The sequence below is a fragment of the Arthrobacter sp. zg-Y895 genome (assembly GCF_020731025.1).
Lineage (GTDB): Bacteria > Actinomycetota > Actinomycetes > Actinomycetales > Micrococcaceae > Arthrobacter_B.
This window is the reverse complement of record NZ_JAJFZY010000001.1, coordinates 40,615-58,153: the sequence shown is the minus strand read 5'-3', so window position 1 is coordinate 58,153 and position 17,539 is coordinate 40,615. Positions and strand designations below refer to the sequence as shown.

Below are 17,539 nucleotides of genomic sequence, written 5' to 3'. Positions count from 1 at the left end.
ACAGCAGGACACCCCCGGGGGCAGCGGCACACGCCGCTGCCCCCGATCCGTTAACTGTCGGAGCCGGGCTGTAGTTTTTAAGACATGCGTTTACTGCACACTTCAGACTGGCACCTGGGCCGATCCTTCCACGGCGTGGGCATGCTCGATGCCCAGGCGGACTTCATCGACCGCCTGGTGGACACTGTCCGGGAACAGCGGGTGGATGCCGTGCTGATCGCGGGAGACGTATATGACCGGGCGCTTCCGGCGGTGGACACCGTGCGCCTGCTGGATTCGGCACTGGAACGCATCACGGGTGCCGGCGCGGTGGTGGTGCTGTCCAGCGGCAACCACGATTCCGCCGCCCGGCTGGGTTTTGGCAGCGCACTCTTCGAGCGGGCCGGCGTGCACCTGCGCACCCGGTATGAGGACATTGCCCGGCCCGTGATCCTGCCCGCCGAGGGCCGTCCGGTGGCCGTCTACGGCATCCCGTACCTGGAGCCCCGCCTCGCCGCCGGGGAGCTGGGGGTTGAGGTCCCGAACCATTTCTCCGTCACCGCGGCAGCAGTACGGCGGATCCGCGAAGACGTTCTTGCCCGCGAAGAGGCCGGGGCTCCCGTCGCATCCGTAGTGATGGCCCATACGTTCGCCAGCGGCGGCATCAGCAGCGACAGCGAACGCGACCTCGCGGTGGGCGGTCTTGGTGCCGTCCCCCTGGACCTCTTCGAAGAGTTCTCCTACACAGCCCTGGGACACCTGCACGGCCGCCAGCAGTTGAGCCCCGCGGTCCGTTACAGCGGCTCCCCGCTCCCGTATTCCTTCTCCGAGGCGCGGCAGGCCAAGGGCGGATGGCTGTTGGAGTTCGACGGCGGCGGCCTCGCTTCCGTAGAGGCGGTCACCTGGCCGGCCCGGCGCCGGCTGGCGGTGCTGCGCGGCAAGCTCGACGATCTCCTGGCGGACCCGGATCTTGCCGAGGCCCAGGATGCCTACTGCCAGGTCACCCTGACAGACAGCCAGCGGCCTGCCAGAGCCATGGAACTGCTCCGCAGCCGCTTCCCGGACACCCTCGTACTGGCTTTCGACCCGGAGGGCGGTGCCCGGGGACCGGACCAGACTTACAGCCAGCGGCTGGCGAAGGCGACTGACGATCTCGACATCTGCTGCGGCTTCCTTGAGCACGTCCGCTCGCGCAGCGCAGCGGATGAGGAAAAGGACCTCTTCATCGAAATCCTGGGCAAGGTCCGCGAAGCAGAGGCAGCCCAGTGAGAATCCACCGCTTGGAAATGCAGGCCTTCGGCCCGTTCGCGGACCGGCAGGTTATCGACTTCGACGAGCTGGGCGCCCACGGGCTTTTCCTGTTGAACGGACCCACGGGTGCGGGGAAGACCAGCGTGCTCGACGCCATCTGCTTCGCCCTCTACGGCACCGTCCCCGGGGCCCGCCAGCAGGGACGCCGGCTGCGCAGCGACCACGCTGCCCAGGACACGGCACCCGAAGTGGTCTGCGAGTTCAGTTCCGGGGTCCGTCGCTTCGAAGTTGTCCGGAGCCCGCAGTGGGAGCGTCCGGCCAAGCGTGCGGGCGGGAAAAGCACCGTTACCGAGCAGGCCAAAACGCTGCTGAGTGAATTCGTTGACGGCGCGTGGGTCCAGAAGTCGTCCCGCAACGACGAAGCTTCAGCGGAAATCACCGAGCTGCTCGGGATGAACAGGGACCAGTTCACCCGCGTCGTGATGCTGCCCCAGGGGGATTTCGCTGCGTTCCTGCGCGCCGATGCTGCCTCGCGGGAGCAGCTGCTGCAGCAGCTCTTCGGCACCTCCCGGTTTGAAGACATTGAACGCCGCCTCAAGGCCGAGCTTGTCGAGGCCACCGACCGCTTCGACACGGCGCAGGAGCAGTCCGAGCACGTGCTGCGTCGTGCACGTGACGAAATCCGGCGCTACCGCGGCGAACTGGCAGACGGCAGCGAACTGGCAGACGGCAGCGGGCCGGATAACGGCGGCGTCGAGGCCGAGGGCGGGGAAACGGAGCTCGAACAGTTCCAGGCGGAGCTCGACTCCCGGACTGCCGCGGCCCGCAAGGAACTCGCGGAGCTGATGACGGCGCGGGAAAGCGCTGAGAAGCACCTGCAGGAATTCGAGCACAGGCGTGCCCGCGGCGTGGCCCTGCAGCAGCTGATCCGGGACGAAGCAGAACATGCCCGGTCCGAAGCGCAGATTGAGCCGCAGCGGGCCGCGCTGGCGACCCACGCTGCCGCTTCCCTGCTGGCAGGCAGCGTACGGGCCGCGGAAGCCGCCGCCCGGCGCGCGGAAAACCGCCGCACCCAGGCTTCCGGCACCCTGGCGACGCTGGCCGAGCATGTGCTGGCCCCTGTCTACGCTGTGGCGTCTTACACTGTGTCGTCGGCCGCCGGGACACCGCTGCCGGACGGTTTGGAGGCACGCGTCGGTGCGGACCTCGCAGCCGTACGCGCGGCGTTGGAAGACGAAGAACGCAACGTCGCCCTGCTCGCCCGCGCCGGAGCGGAGCAGGACGCTGCGGAAGCGTACCGGGTGCAGGCCGCCGACGCCGACGCATCGCTGGACTCCCTGCGGGCGGAAGAGGCGGAACTGGCCGCTGAAGCCGCGGCGCTGGGACGGCTGGCGGAAGGGGAACCGCGGGCAGAAACCGCCCTGGCTGCCGCCGAAGAACTGGTCGCGACCATCAGTGGCTATGCCGCTGCCAACGAGCGCGCGGCAGTGACCGCGACGGCGGCTGCCGATGCCCGGCAGGAGTATCAGGATCTGCGGCAGCACTGGCAGGATCTGCTGCAGGCACGCCTGGACCAGGCAGCTGCGGAGCTGGCACAGGAACTCGCAGACGGCGCGCCGTGCCCGGTTTGCGGGGGACTCGAGCACCCGCGTCCGGCGGCACTGCCGGACGGCGAGGCTCCGGTCACCCGCGAAGCCGAGCAGGCAGCCAAGGCACGCGCGGGCAAGGCCGAAGCGGCCTACGAAGGAGCCCGGCGTTTGGCCGGTACCGCTGCCGAGGAAACCGCAGCCCTCCGCGCCCGCGGCGGTGCAGGGGATGCCGCCGCCGCACAGGAGCAGCTCGATGCGGCCCGTACAGAGTTGGAGAATGCCCGCGGTGCCGTCCGGTCACTGGCCGAAGCGGACCGCCGCCTTACGGCAATCGCTGCGGAACTGGCGACCGCCGAGGCCGCCCGTTCCGAGGCCCTCATCGCTGCTGCGCAGGCGGATTCGCGTGCCGCCGCAGCCCGCGAACAGGCGGCGGAACTGTCCGGGCGCATACGGGAGGCGCTCCAGGGCTTCCCGAGCATCAGCGAACGGGTCCAGTCCCTGACGCTGTTTGCGGAGCTTGCCGCCGCCGCCCGCGAGGCAGCAGGCGCGGCTGCCGCTGCCGAAGACGAGTCGGACCGCGCCAGCGCTGAACTGGAAGCAGCCCTGGCCGGAACAGCCTTCGCCTCGGCCGCGGAGGTTGAGGCTGCATTGCTCGACACCGCCACCGCAGACGCCTATGCCTTGGCTGTTTCGAACTGGGAAGAGCAGGGCCGCAGGCTGCTGCTGCGGCGGGAATCCCAGGCAGCGGCCGGACCGGACGACGCCGCGGGGGAGCCACTGGCTGTGCCGGACGAGGAAGACGTGGCAGAGGCGGCAGAGGCGGCCGCGGCTGCACGGAAGGAACAGGAAGAGGCCGCCCTGCTCGTCCGCCTGCTGGAAGGCTCGGCCGTGCGGCTCGCGGAATACTCCGCCGAGCTGGAGGCGGCGCTTAAACGCACTGCGCCGCTTCGCGCCCGACGGGACCTGCTGCAGTCGGTGGCGGACACTGCCCGGGGAGGCGGCGAAAACCAATACAAGATGACGCTGAGTACCTACGTCCTGGCAGCCCGGCTGGAGCAGGTGGCTGCGGCCGCCACGGAACGGCTGGCGGCCATGACCGGCGGCCGGTACGCGCTGGTGCACAGCGACTCCAAGTCCGGCAACCGCAAGGCCGGCCTGGGCCTGCACGTCACCGACGAATGGACCGGCCAGCACCGGGATACTTCCACCCTTTCCGGCGGCGAAAGCTTCATGGCCTCCCTGGCCCTTGCCCTGGGGCTGGCTGACGTGGTCCAGCAGGAAGCAGGGGGCGTGAACATTGAAACCCTGTTCGTGGATGAAGGGTTCGGCAGCCTCGATGAGCAGTCCCTGGAGCAGGTCATGGACGCGCTGGAAGGGCTGCGCGACGGCGGTCGGGTGGTCGGGCTTGTCAGCCACGTGGCGGAAATGAAACAACGGATCCCGGCGCAGCTCCAGATTCTCAAGGGCCGCAACGGTTCCTCGGTCCGGTACAGCGCCGGTGAGGCCCTGATCCACTGATGTTCCCGTCGGTGGGGGTCTCCGGTTAGGTCCACCGGCTCGGGATGGGTAAAATTGACCCGTTACACGGGTCGTGCGCACCGGGAGGGGGGACGGTGCGCGGTTCGACGTATCTGGATACCGCACCATGACCCAAGACACCTCCACCCCCGTTCAGGCACCAAGTCCTGACTCCACCCCTGCCGACCCGGCGAAAACCCCGTCCGCAGGCGGCCGCTACCAGGCCATCTTTGCCCTGGCGGGAAAGTCGTTCTTCCCCATCGCCTTCCTCGCACGGCTTCCCTTGGCCATGCTCACTGTCGGTGCCCTGACCCTGATCACCGAGGTCTCCGGCTCCTACGCGCTCGGCGGCCTCGCCGCGGGCGGCGTCGGCGTCGGATCCGCGGTGGGTGCACCGCTGCTGGGGTACCTGGCGGACCGGATCGGACAGCGTCCCGTCCTCCTGGGCACCGCGGTCCTGAACCCCGTGGCCATCGGCTTGTTCCTGCTGTCCGCTGCACTCCTGGACCCGGCCGACGCGCCGTTCTGGATGCTTGCGGCCGCGTTGTTTATGGGTGCTTCCTGCCCCCAGGTCGGGCCCATGGCACGCGTCCGCTGGATGGCCATGACCGCCCGCCGTCCGCAGGGCCGCGAGATGGACACCGCCCTCGCCTACGAAGGAACCGCGGACGAACTGACCTTCGTGCTCGGCCCGGCCCTCGTGGGCCTGCTGGCCGCCGCCGTCGCTCCTTGGCTGCCGCTTGTGCTGGCGGCGGTGCTGACGGCCACCATGGTGACCGCCTTTGCCGTGCACCACACGGTGGAACACGTTGTCCCCACCTCGCGCCGCCCGAAGATTTCCCGCAAGGGAGCGACACAGGCAGGTGACGGACTGGATCCGGAAACCCCGGCCCCGCGGGAACGTCCGCAGTGGCTGCTCATCATGGTTCCGGTGCTCGGCATGGTCGCCATGGGCTCGTTCTTCGGTTCCACCCAGACCAGCCTCACGGCGTTTGCCGGCAGCTTCGACATGGCCACGTCCGCCGGCCTCATCTACGCGGCCATGGCGTTGAGTTCCGCCGTCGCCGCCCTGTCCGTGGCCTTCTGGCCCGAGCGCTTCGGCACCGCCGGCCGCTGGGTCCTGTGCGCCGCGGCGATGCTGGCGTTTACCCTGCTCCTGTTCCTGCCCTCGAGCATCGGCATGATGGTGGTTGTGCTGCTGATCCTGGGTCTTCCCGTGGGACCCACCATGGTCAGCATTTTCGGCATCGGCGCCATCGTGGCCCCGCGCGAACTGATGGGCACCGTGATGACCCTGCTGGCCAGCGGCGTCGTCACCGGCACGGCGCTGGGTTCATCTGTGGCCGGAGGGCTGGCAGATTCCTTCGGATACAGCCACGCCTTTATTGTTCCGACCGCTTCGGCGGCAGCGCTCCTGCTGCTGAGCCTGGTCGCTGTCCGCGCAGCCCGCAAACGCCCTGCAGCCTGAACAGGACAGCTGCCTGATCCGTCCGCAGGTGTTGGCCGGGCCACGGTTGGCCTAGTATCGAATAAGTAGGCCAGCGAGCACCACAAAGGAGAAACACCATGGGAAATACCGAAAAGGAAGCCGGCCAGGGGGATCAGTCGAAGACGGGTTCGCAGGGCGGTCCCGAAGGCACCATCCCCCAGAGCGAGGACGGTATTTCGGCTGCGAGCACCGAGGAAGCCTCGAATTTCGAGCCCGAAGAGGATGAAGCGGCCGGCGACGGCAAATAGCCTCTTCCGCCCCTCGACGAAAAACGGATCGGTCCAGCAGGACCGATCCGTTTTTTATGTCTTCTCCGGCCCGTCCGGCCTAGCCCAGACTGGGGGCGTGCTGCGGCGGCGCCGGAATATAGATGTTCCCCGTGGTGACGCCGCCCGTTGCGGATTCCCCGGTGTCCGGATCGCTGAACGCGGAGTCCGGCGAAGGAACAGCCGAAGGTCCGTCCAGCACCATGGCTTCAGAAGCCAGGGAACGAAGCGCCACTGCCACTTCATGTGCCTCGGGGCGTGCGTCCACCAGGCGGGACGTCATGGCCCGCAGGATGCCCGTCCACTCCGGTCCCACCCACTCGGGGATCTCGGGGTCACGGAGCAGACGTGCCACGGCTGCTTCCACAATCGGACCGGGGAAGGCCTTTTCTCCGGTAAGGCATTCCAGGAGCACCAGGCCCAGCGAGTAGACGTCGGTCCGCGGATCCACGGCAGCCCCCTGCGCCTGTTCCGGGCTCAGGTAGTTCGCTGTTCCGATGGTTGCGCCGTTGGCGGTGGCAACGGTGGCTTCGACCATCCGGGCAATCCCGAAGTCAGTGAGCCTCGGGTAGAGGCGGGTGTCCATGTCTTCCTGGGGGAAAAGCAGGATGTTCGCAGGCTTTACGTCGCGGTGGATCACTCCGTTGCTATGCACGTAGTTCAGTGCATCGGCCAGATCAGCACCCAGCGCCGCCGTTGCGGAGGAGGAGAGGGGACCTTCCTTGAGCAGCCCGCGCAGGTCCGGTCCGTCCACCAGCTCCATCACGAGGAAGCTGGAGCTGCGGCCCTCGTCGTCAACGTTGACGCCGGCGTCCAGCAGGGTGACCAAGCCAGGGTGGTTCAGGGTCGCCAGCAGCTGCATCTCGATCTGCTGGCGGCGGGTTTCGTCATCCTCGCGGAACCCGGCGTTGAAAAGCTTGACGGCCACTTCCCGCCCAAGGTTCTCGTCGACCCCGCGGTAGACGGCGGCAGCACCGCCGGACCCAATGAGTTCGGTGGTGCGGTAACGATGCCCCAGGAGTACATCCACGGGTGTCCTCCCTTGAGGGTCAAAGATGAAAGCAGGGTATCTCCCGGAACATTAATCAGTAGGCTGATTAATGTCAGGGGAGTCCACTAGCCTTCTCATCTTAGCGTGCACCCGGAAATGTTGACGGGATAACCGGCCGTCGTGACCAAGCTGTTATTAGCCCGCCAGGAATTCCACCGCAGCGTTTTTGAATGCCCGCGAGGTCACGGCGTTGGTGTGGGTGCGGGCGGGAAGCGATAGCATCTCGGCCTGCCCGCTCAGGGCGGCCAGCTCGGGCGCCGTCGCCGCAAGGTCATCCCGTTCCCCGGCGACAAGGAGCAGCGGCATGGACGGAACCGCCGCTGCGGGGGAGAAGGGCTCCTCCTTGATGGCCTCGATCATCCGGAACAGGGCGGCCAGGCGGTTCTGCGGAACCAGCTGGGCCATGCGCAGCAGTTCGGCGGTGCGGGGATCCGCCACCGGTGCCCCGCCCGCTGCTGCTTCACGGGCGGCATCGAGGTCGAAGTCCGCCAGCGGGTCACCGCTTCCCGGCCCTCCGAGCACCATGCGGTGCACGAGTTCGGGCTGGGTCGCGCCGAATTCCCAGGCGAGGCGGGAACCGAGGGAGTACCCCACCACGTCCAGGCCGCTGGCAGGGTCGCCGTCGGCCAGCGGAGAAACGCCGGCGTCCTGGAGTACCTGCAACAGGTCCGCGCGGATGCGGCTGGGGCGGTAGGAATCCAGGTCCTCCGGTGCTGCGCTGCCGCCGTGGCCGGGCAGGTCCACGGTGATGACCCGGCGTCCGGCGGCGGTCAGCGCGGTGATCCATCCAGAGTCATGCCAGTTCAGCTGCGCATTGGAGGCAAAGCCGTGCAGCAGGAGTACGGGACGCAGCGCCGTCGTGCCCGCAGCACCGCCTGCAGGGTTGATACTCTCCACCGAAAGGCGGGGGTCGGTGCCCTCCACCAGGGAGCCGTAATCCGCCACTGCCTAATCCTCGTCCAGCGCGGCGGTCAGTCGGACCCGGCGGCGTGCCGGAGCTTCCTGCGGCACCGTGCCCACGATGCCGGCGGTGTTGTCCGGAACCTCGAAGACAATAAGCGGCTCACCGACGTTGATCGTTTCACCCGGCTCGCCGTAGGTGCGGGCAACGCGTCCGGCCTGCGGGGAGGGCAGCTCCACCGCGGATTTGGTGGTTTCCACCTCGACCAGCGGCTGGTTGCGTTCCACCTGGTCGCCCACGGACACCAGCCACTCCAGCACGGTGGCCTCGATCAGGCCTTCGCCGAGGTCGGGAAGGGGGAAGGGGATTTCAGCCACGCCGGTACTCCAATACTCGCTGGATCCCGAACAGGATGCGGTCGATGTTCGGGATGTATTCATCTTCAAGGTCGCCTGAGGGATACGGTACGTCGAATCCCGTGACCCGCCCAACCGGAGCGCGCAGGGTATCGAAGCAGCGCTCGGTGATCAGGGCGGCCACTTCGGCGCCGAGGCCGGAGGTCAGAGGCGCTTCGTGAACGACGACGGCGCGCCGGGTCCGGGCGACGGAGGCGGCCAAGCCCTCGGCGTCGATCGGCTTCAGCCACCGCAGGTCCAGGACCTCCACCTCGATGCCGTCCTCGGCTGCCAGCTCGGCCACGGAGAGGCAGCGGGCCACCATGGCGCCCCACGCCACCAGCGTGACGTGCTTGCCCGGACGGACCACCTTGGCACCCTCGAGGGGTCCGGCGTCGTCCAGGAACACGTCGCCCTTCTGCCAGTAGCGGGACTTCGGTTCCATGAAGATCACCGGGTCCGGAACGGCTACGGCATGCTTCAGCAGGTGGTAGGCCTCGTGCGGGCTGGAAGGGGAAACCACCTTCAATCCCGGCACATGGGCGAAGAGCGCCTCCAGCGACTCGCCGTGGTGCTCGGGGGCGCGGATGCCGCCGAAACTGGGGACCCGCAGGGTCACCGGCATGGGCATCGTGCCCCGGCTGCGGTAGTTCATCCGGGCCAGCTGGGTGACGATCTGGTTCACCGCCGGATACGCGAAGCCGTCGAACTGCACCTCGGGAATCGGGTGGAACCCGGCCATGGCCAGCCCCACCGACATGCCCAGGATGCCCGATTCCGCCAGCGGGGTATCGAAAACGCGGTCCTCCCCGAAGCGCTTCTGCAGGCCGTCGGTGATGCGGAAGACTCCGCCCAGCCGTCCCACGTCCTCGCCCAGGACCACGGCTTTGGGATCCTCCGCCAGGGTTTCGGCCAGTGCCCGGTTCAGCGCCGCCTGCATCGAGAGGTTTTCCACCCGGCCGTCGCCGTCCGCGGGGGACGGGGCGAGGGGAGACTGCTCCTGCGCGGCGGTCTGCTCCGTGTTCCGGGCAGCGGCTTCCAGGTCGGAGGACGCCACGGCGTCGCTGAGCTGCTCAGACATGTTCGGATTCCTCCCGCCAGGCGCGGGCCTGGGCTTTGAGTGCTTCGGTGGGCTCGGCAAAAACGAAGTCGAACATTTCCCGCCCGGGACGCGGGCCGAGCGCCATGACTCCCTCGCGGACGGCGTCAGCATTGGTCTTGGCGTCCTGCAGCGCGGCGTCCAGGAAGTCGGCGTCCGCCAGTCCTTCCGACAGGAGCCGGTCCGCCAGCAGCTGGACCGGATCCACGCCTTCGTCGCGCCGTTCCTCCGCCAGGCTGCGGTACCTGCCGGGATCGTCGCTGGTGGAGTGCGGGCCGCGGCGGTAGGTCATGGCCTCGATCAGTACCGGTCCGTGTCCGGCCCTGGCGTGAGCGGCGGCCTCGCGCGTGGCGAGGACGACGGCGGCGGCGTCGTTGCCGTCCACGGTGATGGCCTTCATTCCGTACCCGGCGGCACGGGCGGCGACGGTTCCGCCGGCCACCTGGGCCTCGGTGGGCAGCGAAATGGCCCAGCCGTTGTTCTGGACGAAGAAAATGACCGGAGCCTTAAGGACCCCTGCGAAGTTCATTGCTTCATGGACGTCGCCCTGGGAGCTGGCGCCGTCGCCGAAGTAGGTCAGTGCCACGCCGGGGTCGCCGGCGAGGGTCTGGCCGTGCGCCCAGCCCACGGCGTGCAGCACGGATCCGCCCACCACTGCCTGGATCGGGGCGAGCCGGGTCTGCACCGGGTTGTAGAGTCCGCCGTGCCAGCTGGCCTTGTGGGTGGACATGTAGGCGGTCATGTCCACGCCCATGGTGAGCGCCACGCCCATTTCCCGGTACGTGGGGAAAACGAAGTCATGCTTGGGATCCATGGCGAAGGCGCTGCCCACCTGGGCGGCTTCCTGGCCCAGTTCCGGGGCATAGCCGGGGATGATGCCTTGGCGCTGCCAGGCGATCGCGGCGAGGTCCAGCTGCCGGACGGCGGTGACCAGGCGGTACAGCTCCCGGAGTTCCTCCGCCGGCAGGGCCGCTGGTTGCAGATTATTGTCCATAGTCCGCAATTTAGTGGTTCACGCCACAGTGAGCAAACAGCGTGCGGAACATGACGCAGTCTGTACAAATGTGGCGTTCAGTCGCCGGATGTGCTTGGCAGTTTGCCTATCAGGCCTTGGCGGCTCGGTCCTCGGCTGCGGTGCGGGCCTTGGCGGCGCTGCGCCGCTCGAAGGACCAGGCGAGCAGTACCAGCACGGTGCTGAGGGCTGCCGTCGCCAGCAGCTGGATCCGTACATCGGGGTCGAAGAAGCCCAGGACCACGATTCCCGCGAGCAGGGCCAGCGCGAAGTAGGAGAGCCAGGGGAAGGCCCACATCTTGAAGCTGAGTTCGACGCCGGCCGCTTCCGCCCGACGCCGCAGGATGATCTGGGAAACAATGGAGATGCCCCAGACCACCAGGCAGGTGGAACCGACGGTGTTGAGTAGGATCATCAGCACCGTGTCGGGGTAGAGGTAGTTCAGCGCCACGGCAATGAAGCCGAAGACCACGGACGCCAGCACGGCCCGGCGGGGCACTCCGCCGGAGCCGAGGCGGCCCAGTGCTGCCGGAGCCCGGCCGCGCTCGCCCAGGGAGTAGATCATCCGGGACGCGCCGTACAGGTTCGCATTCATGGCGGACAGCAGCGCGATGACGATTACGACCGCCATGACCGTGTCCGCGCCGGGTACCTTCGCTGCATGCAGGACGGCCACGAACGGGCCGGTGCTCAGCGCTTCACTGTCCCAGGGCAGTACGGTGACCATCACCAGCACCGAGCCGATGTAGAAGACCAGGATCCGCCAGATCACCGAGTTGATCGCTCCGGCAATGTTCTTGGACGGTTCCTCCGTGTCCGCCGCGGCGATGGTGATGATCTCGGTGCCGCCGAACGCGAAGACCACCAGCAGCAGTCCCGAGGCCACCCCGGTCAGGCCGTTGGGCATGAACCCGCCGTTGTCGAAGAGGTTGGAGGTGCCCGGCGACGGGACGCCGGGAAGCAGTCCGGCCACGAAGGCGACGCCGACCGCGAGGAAGATGATGATGGCCGCAACCTTCAGGATGGCAAACCAGTACTCGAATTCGCCCAGGCTGGCAGCCCCGGCCAGGTTGACTGCGGTAAACACGATGATGAAGGCCAGGGCCAGCATCCACTGCTCGACGCCGGGGACCAGGGAGGCGACGATGGCCGCAGCGGCCGTGGCCTCCGCGGCTATGACGATCACGATCTGGAACCACCACATCCACCCGACCGTGGTGCCCGCCGTGCGGCCCAGGGCTTTCTCGGCGTACACGGAGAACGCACCGCTGCTGGGGTCGGCCGCGGCCATCTCGCCCATCATGCGCATGATCAGAATCACCATGGTTCCGGCGATCAGGAAGGAGATCAGCACTGCCGGACCGGCCGCTGCGATGCCTTCGCCGGACCCTACGAAGAGGCCGGTGCCGATGGCACTGCCGAGGCTCATCAGGACAAGGTGCCTCGGCTGCATCTTCCGCGGTCCGGACGGTTCCCCGGCCGGAAGTGCAGTATCAGTGCTGGACGGGCGGGCAGAACTGGGCATAACGGGAGAGGCCTTAGAACGAACGGATTGGCTGCCGGTGCGTACCGACCGCGGGCGCGAATGCCGCCGCAGGACTGTACACCGGATTCCATCTTAAGGCCGGTTTGTGTGTCCTCGGTTCCGGCGGTGGGCCGTGCTGCCTCTACAATTTGTACACTGTCTGTGCTTAGTCCCGGAAAGGACCCCATGCCCACCGACGCGCTGGACGCCCGTATCGTCACCCTGTTTACCGACAACCCGCGGATGTCGGTGCTTGAGGCCTCGCGCCGGCTCGCCGTTGCCCGGGCCACGGTCCAGGCCCGCCTGGACCGGATGCAGGAGACGGGTGTGATTGCCGGGTGGGGTCCGCGGATCGACGCCGAGGCCCTCGGGTACGACGTCGTGGCCTACTGCTCGCTCACCATCCGCCAGGACACCGGCCACGACGCTGTGGTTGCGGCGCTGTCCCGGATTCCGGAAATCCAGGAGGTGCATACCGTCTCGGGGGAGAGCGACCTGCTGGCACGGGTGGCCGCGCGGTCCAATTCTGATCTGCAGCGGGTGATCGACGCGATAGTCGCCACCAACACCGTGCTGCGGACTTCCTCGGTGATTGTGCTGAACACGCACTTCGAAGGGCGGATGCTGCCACTGCTGAATGCCGCAGCAACCCCGGAGGCCTAACCCGCCCACATATGGTTACCACTCGGTAACTTAATCTTGAGCCGCGGCGGACAGTGACGCACCGCACAGCCGCTACACTCGCTCCATGCCCAGCTCTCCCTCGGCGCTATCCGCCGCTGCACTCGGCCGCGCGGCCGCCCCGAAGCTCGCCCGGCTCCTCACGTACCGCACCGTTTCCTCACGGGTGCCCGAGGAAGTGGAGCCGGACCAGTTCGAGGCCTTTATCGCAGCGCTGCCGGAACTCTTTCCCCTGGTTTCCGCCGCCCTGAAGCTGGAACGGGTCAACGGGTTCGGGCTCCTCTACCGCTGGCCCGGGACGGCCTCGGCGGCCTCGGCGGACGCCGCGGCCGGCGCGGCCGGCGATACGCCGGACGGCAAGGGTCCCGCGGTGCTGATGGCCCACTATGACGTGGTGCCTGTGGAGGACCCGTCGCGGTGGGACTACCCGCCGTTTGCCGGCACCATCACGGAAACCTCCATCGAAGGCCGCGGCGCCCTCGATGACAAGGGGGCGCTGGCTGCCGTGCTGGAAGCTGCTGAACAGCTGCTCGCCGAGGGGTTCGCGCCTGTAGGGGACATCTACTTTTCCTTCGGCAACAACGAGGAAACCGCCGGTGACACGGCTGCTGCCGCGGCGGCGCTGCTCGAGGAACGCGGTATCCGCCCCTGGCTGGTGCTGGATGAAGGGGGAGCGGTGGCCTCGGGCGCGTTCCCGTTCGTGTCTGTGCCGCTCGCCGTCGTCGGCGTCTCCGAAAAGGGGATCCTCGACGTCGAGCTGGCGGTGGACGACGCCGGCGGGCATGCGTCCACGCCGAACCGGATGGGTGCAACGGCGCGCCTGGCCCGCGCCGTCGTCCGCCTGGACCGCCGTCCTTTCCCGGCGTCGCTTCCGGATGTAAGCGTGGAAATGATCCAGCGGATCTCCGGCTCGGCGCCGCTGCCGCTGCGTCCGGTGCTGGGCAATGCCAAGCACCTGCGCGGGGCGCTGACCCGGGTGTTCGGCCTGCTCGGCGGGGAGCCCAACGCCATGACCCGCACCACCGTGGCCGTGACCCAGCTGCGGGGAAGCAAGGGATCCAATATCCTGGCCACGCGCGCCACGGCCAATGCCAATATCCGGGTGGCCGTGGGCGAGACGGTGGCGTCCACGGTGTCGCGGCTGCGGTCGATCATCCGGGACCCCAAGGTGAGCCTGCGCGTGGTGGAGGGCAATGAGCCCTCGCCGGTCTCCGCGACGGACAACGCCCAGTTCGCCCTGCTGGAGGAAACCATCCGGACCTGCTTCCCGGATGCGGTCCCGGTGCCGTACATCATGCTTGGCGGAACCGATGCGCGGCGCTTCACCTCCATCTGCGATGCGGTGTACCGCTTTGCCCCCTTCCGGATGAGTGCCGCTGACCGGGCCAGCATCCACGCCGACAACGAACGGCTGGGCATCGAAACGTTCGGCGAGGGCATCGCGTTCTACAAGGCCCTGATGGGTGCGCTCTGATGTCCGCGCCGTCCCTGCCCGGGCTGCGCATGATCGGCCCCCTCGTGGGGTTCCTGGTGCTGGTGGAAATCACCAGCGGCATCCTGCAGGGCTACTACACGCCGCTGCTCACCGACATTGCCCGCCACCTGGGGATCGACGACGGCGACGTCAACTGGTTTGAATCCGCCCAGCTGATGCTCAGCGCCCTGGCCGTGCCGATCCTGGCCAAACTGGGGGACATCTACGGGCACAAACGCATCCTGCTGGTCTCCACCGTCCTGACGGCGGCGGCTTCCTGGGGAGTCGCCGTGGCACCGGATTTCTGGACGTTCCTGGCCGCGTGGTCGCTCCAGGGGTTCTACGTGGTCTGGCTGCCGATGGAGATCGCCCTGATCTTCAGCCGGGTGCGCCACACCCCCAACCGTGCCGTGCTTACCCGCAAGGCGGCAGGCCTGCTGGTCGGCGCACTCGAGCTGGGAGTGATCGGCGGAGCCCTGCTGGGCGGGGTCCTCGTGGAGCACCTCCCGCTCTGGCTCACGCTGTGCGTACCCGCCGCCGCGGTGACGCTCTGTATCTTTGCCGTGCACTTCGGGGTGCCGGAATCCAGCTCCCTGGACGGCGGCACCGTGGACCGCGCCGGCTTCGTACTGCTGGCATTCGGGCTGCTGCTGCTTACCTCCGGGCTGACCTTCCTGCGGATCAACGGTCCGGATACCTGGTGGGTGTGGGCCGTCCTTGCCGCCGGTGCCGCCGCGTTCATTCCTTTTGTCCGGTACGAGCTCGGGCAGAAGGATCCGCTGGTGGACTTCCGGATGCTGCGCAGCCCGTCCATGTGGCCGGTCCAGCTGACCGCGGGGCTGTTCGGTATTTCGGTGCTCGGCGCCCAGGCGCCCATGTCCACCTTCGCCCGCACCGATCCCGCGCTGTACGGCTACGGCCTGGGGCTGGCGGCCTCGCAGGTGTCCATCATCATCGGCACCTACGTCTTCGCCCTGCTCGCCGGCGCCCTGCTCTTCCCCTTGGCCGCCCGGCGGACCACGCCGAGGAACACCTTGGTGGGTGCCTCGCTTCTGGTCGGTGTCGGTTACGGGCTCTTCCTGCCTTTCCATGACACCCTGGCGCAGGCCCTGATGAACATGGTGATCGCCGGGCTGGGTTCCGGGGCGTTGGTGGCCGCGCTTCCCTCGGCTGCAGCCGCGGCGGCACCGCTGAACCGAACCGGCATGGCAACAGGACTGACCAACACCACCAAGACCATCGGCGGGTCGTTCGCCTCGGCTGTCTTCGGAATTGCATTGGCCGGCGCAGCTGCGGACGCCCTTTCAAGTGGAGCGGCCGACGCCGGGACGGTGGCACCGCTGCAGGGCTACCTGACGGTCTGGGCAGTGTGTTCGGTGACTGCGTTTATCGCAGCGGCCCTCCTGCTGCTGGTGCCCCGGCTGGCGTTCGCCGATCCGCCGTTGACTGAGGCGGCCGCCTAATCCTCCAGGCTGGCCAGGACCTTGTCCGTCAGTTCCTTCAGCCGCGCCAGCTCGGTGTTGTCCAAGGCCGGCGTCAGGAGTTCGTGGATTCCACGTACGTGGATGCGGCCCAGGCGCCGTTGGACTGCCCGCCCCTCTTCAGTCAGCGAGAGCTCGACGCCGCGCTGGTCCTGTTCGGCCGGCCGGCGCTGCACCAGGCCCCGGGCTTCAAGCCGGTCCACCATCCGGCTCAGGCTGGGCTGGCTGATGAGCAGGTGCTCGTTGAGCTCGTTCAGCCGTATCCAGCCGCCGGGGCAACGCGTCAGGTTGAACAGGACGTCGTACTCCCGCATGGTGAGCTCCCGGAATTCCGGGTCCCGCTGCAGGCGCCGCATAACGCCGACCTGGACACGGAACAAGGATTCCCACGCTTCGGCGGCCTGTTTCGCCGTGACGTCGTTTGTTGAATGCATTGTCCCAGCCTACTGAACCGCAGGGGACGTCGATGCAGATGACGAGGCAGGCTTCGAGTCCGCCTTCCGGGCGGCAACCCGTGCAGCGTGGGTGGGTCCTTCGGGGACGTCGTCCGGACGGCGGGAATCGAATTCCCTGCGCAGTTCCGGCAGCACGTATTCGCCGAAGAGGTCCAGCTGCTCCAGCACGGTCTTGAGCGGCAGTCCGGCATGGTCGATCAGGAACAGCTGGCGCTGGTAATCGCCGAAGTACTCCTGGAAGCTCAGCGTCTTCTCCAGCACCTCCTGCGGGCTGCCCACCGTAAGCGGGGTCTGTGCGGTGAAGTCCTCCATGGACGGCCCATGGCCGTATACCGGGGCGTTGTCGAAGTACGGGCGGAACTCGTTGACGGCATCCTGGGAGTTCTTCCGCATGAAGAACTGTCCGCCGAGTCCCACGATGGCCTGGTCGGCGCGGCCGTGGCCGTAGTGTTCGTAGCGCTCGCGGTACAGGCCGATCAGCTGCATGTAGTGCTCCTTCGGCCAGAAGATGTTGTTGGCGAAGAATCCGTCTCCGAAGTAGGCGGCAATTTCGGCTACCTGCGGCGTGCGGATGGAGCCGTGCCAGACGAAGGGGGCGACGCCGTCGAGCGGGCGGGGCGTGGCCGTGAAGTTGTGCAGCGGGGTGCGGAACTTGCCCTGCCAGTTCACGGTTTCGTTGTCCCACAGCTGGCGCAGCAGGTTGTAGTTCTCTACGGTCAGTTCCACCGAGTCCTGCGGGTCCTTGCCGAACCACGGATAGACAGGCGCGGTGTTGCCGCGGCCAAGGACCAGGTCCACCCGGCCGTCCGCGAGGTGCTGGAGCATCGCGAAGTCTTCTGCGATCTTCACCGGGTCATTGGTGGTGATCAGCGTGGTGGTGGTGGAGAGGATGATCCGCTCCGTCTGTGCGGCAATGTAGCCCAGCAGAGTGGTGGGGGAGCTGGCATAGAACGGCGGATTGTGGTGCTCGCCGGTGGCGTAGACATCCATGCCGATTTCTTCGACCTTGCGGGCAATGGCCACTGCGGCTTTGATCCGCTCCGCCTCGGTCGGGAAACGCCCGGTGACGGGATCCCGGGTGATGTCGCTGACGCTGAAGACGCCGATCTGCATGGTTGCCTCCGGAAGTTCGTGTGTTCCTAAAGTATATGCATATGCATACATCTCTCCCCAACCGTTACCCGCTCCGGTTCATTCCCGGGTCCGGTTTCGGTGCGGGCGGAGGGGGTGCGGGCGGGAGGTGGTGCCGCGGGCTGGGCTGGTGCGGGGGTGTGCGGCGGCGTGTGCGGTTGGGGCGGGTGCCGGCGGCGAGTGCGGTTGGGGCGGGTGCCGCTGGCGTGTGCGGTTGGGGCGGGTGCCGCTGGGCGCAGTCG

15 protein-coding genes are annotated in these 17,539 nt (G+C 67.8%); 7 read left to right on the top strand and 8 right to left on the bottom strand.

Annotated features, from left to right (window positions below):
* Positions 1-84 precede the first annotated feature (84 nt).
* The 4 genes from LJ760_RS00250 to LJ760_RS00230 all read left to right on the top strand — a co-directional run bounded on the left by LJ760_RS00250 (position 85) and on the right by LJ760_RS00230 (position 6,074).
* Positions 85-1,248 carry a metallophosphoesterase family protein gene (locus tag LJ760_RS00250; RefSeq protein ID WP_227918234.1) on the top strand — a complete coding sequence of 388 codons (1,164 nt, stop codon included), beginning with the start codon at positions 85-87 and terminating at the stop codon, positions 1,246-1,248.
* Entirely contained in the window at positions 1,245-4,337 is a 3,093-nt protein-coding gene (locus LJ760_RS17355; protein ID WP_331460692.1) for an SMC family ATPase, read from the top strand. Before LJ760_RS00250 ends, LJ760_RS17355 begins: the two co-directional genes overlap by 4 nt.
* Before the next feature lie 127 nt (positions 4,338-4,464).
* Positions 4,465-5,805, top strand: a complete 1,341-nt coding sequence (locus tag LJ760_RS00235; RefSeq protein WP_227918233.1) for an MFS transporter — start codon at positions 4,465-4,467, stop codon at positions 5,803-5,805.
* 98 nt (positions 5,806-5,903) lie between these two features.
* Positions 5,904-6,074: a hypothetical protein gene (locus LJ760_RS00230; protein WP_227918232.1), complete on the top strand. Its 171-nt coding sequence runs from the start codon at positions 5,904-5,906 to the stop codon at positions 6,072-6,074.
* Between the two features lie 79 nt (positions 6,075-6,153).
* On the opposite strand, the gene LJ760_RS00225 is transcribed toward LJ760_RS00230, so the two are convergent.
* The 6 genes from LJ760_RS00225 to LJ760_RS00200 all read right to left on the bottom strand — a co-directional run bounded on the left by LJ760_RS00225 (position 6,154) and on the right by LJ760_RS00200 (position 11,979).
* Positions 6,154-7,122, bottom strand: coding sequence for a serine/threonine-protein kinase (locus LJ760_RS00225; protein WP_227918231.1), 969 nt, complete (start codon positions 7,120-7,122; stop codon positions 6,154-6,156).
* 156 nt (positions 7,123-7,278) lie between these two features.
* Positions 7,279-8,088 carry an alpha/beta fold hydrolase gene (locus LJ760_RS00220; protein ID WP_227918230.1) on the bottom strand — a complete coding sequence of 270 codons (810 nt, stop codon included), beginning with the start codon at positions 8,086-8,088 and terminating at the stop codon, positions 7,279-7,281.
* Between the two features lie 3 nt (positions 8,089-8,091).
* Complete coding sequence (locus LJ760_RS00215; protein ID WP_227918229.1) at positions 8,092-8,421, bottom strand: biotin/lipoyl-containing protein; 330 nt, start codon at positions 8,419-8,421, stop codon at positions 8,092-8,094.
* Complete coding sequence (locus LJ760_RS00210) at positions 8,414-9,379, bottom strand: alpha-ketoacid dehydrogenase subunit beta (RefSeq protein ID WP_227918530.1); 966 nt, start codon at positions 9,377-9,379, stop codon at positions 8,414-8,416. The genes LJ760_RS00215 and LJ760_RS00210 overlap by 8 nt, the downstream gene beginning before the upstream one ends.
* 133 nt (positions 9,380-9,512) lie before the next feature.
* Positions 9,513-10,532, bottom strand: coding sequence for a thiamine pyrophosphate-dependent enzyme (locus LJ760_RS00205; RefSeq protein WP_227918228.1), 1,020 nt, complete (start codon positions 10,530-10,532; stop codon positions 9,513-9,515).
* A 109-nt stretch (positions 10,533-10,641) separates the two neighbouring features.
* A complete protein-coding gene (locus LJ760_RS00200; protein WP_231709109.1) occupies positions 10,642-11,979 on the bottom strand; it encodes an amino acid permease in 1,338 nt (445 codons plus the stop codon).
* A gap of 282 nt (positions 11,980-12,261) precedes the next feature.
* Here LJ760_RS00200 and LJ760_RS00195 point away from each other — a divergent pair, with 282 nt between their 5' ends.
* From LJ760_RS00195 to LJ760_RS00185, 3 genes are all read left to right on the top strand, one after another.
* On the top strand, positions 12,262-12,738 hold the full coding sequence (locus tag LJ760_RS00195; RefSeq protein ID WP_227918227.1) for an Lrp/AsnC family transcriptional regulator: 477 nt from the start codon (positions 12,262-12,264) through the stop codon (positions 12,736-12,738).
* A gap of 85 nt (positions 12,739-12,823) precedes the next feature.
* On the top strand, positions 12,824-14,230 hold the full coding sequence (locus LJ760_RS00190) for a M20/M25/M40 family metallo-hydrolase (RefSeq protein ID WP_227918226.1): 1,407 nt from the start codon (positions 12,824-12,826) through the stop codon (positions 14,228-14,230).
* Positions 14,230-15,693, top strand: a complete 1,464-nt coding sequence (locus LJ760_RS00185) for an MFS transporter (RefSeq protein ID WP_227918225.1) — start codon at positions 14,230-14,232, stop codon at positions 15,691-15,693. The genes LJ760_RS00190 and LJ760_RS00185 overlap by 1 nt, the downstream gene beginning before the upstream one ends.
* Here LJ760_RS00185 and LJ760_RS00180 read toward each other — a convergent pair.
* Both LJ760_RS00180 and LJ760_RS00175 read right to left on the bottom strand, forming a co-directional pair.
* A complete protein-coding gene (locus LJ760_RS00180) occupies positions 15,690-16,145 on the bottom strand; it encodes a MarR family winged helix-turn-helix transcriptional regulator (RefSeq protein ID WP_227918224.1) in 456 nt (151 codons plus the stop codon). The two genes, LJ760_RS00185 and LJ760_RS00180, sit on opposite strands and share 4 nt — an antisense overlap.
* 9 nt (positions 16,146-16,154) lie before the next feature.
* Entirely contained in the window at positions 16,155-17,279 is a 1,125-nt protein-coding gene (locus tag LJ760_RS00175) for an LLM class flavin-dependent oxidoreductase (RefSeq protein ID WP_227918223.1), read from the bottom strand.
* Between the last annotated feature and the right edge of the window lie 260 nt (positions 17,280-17,539).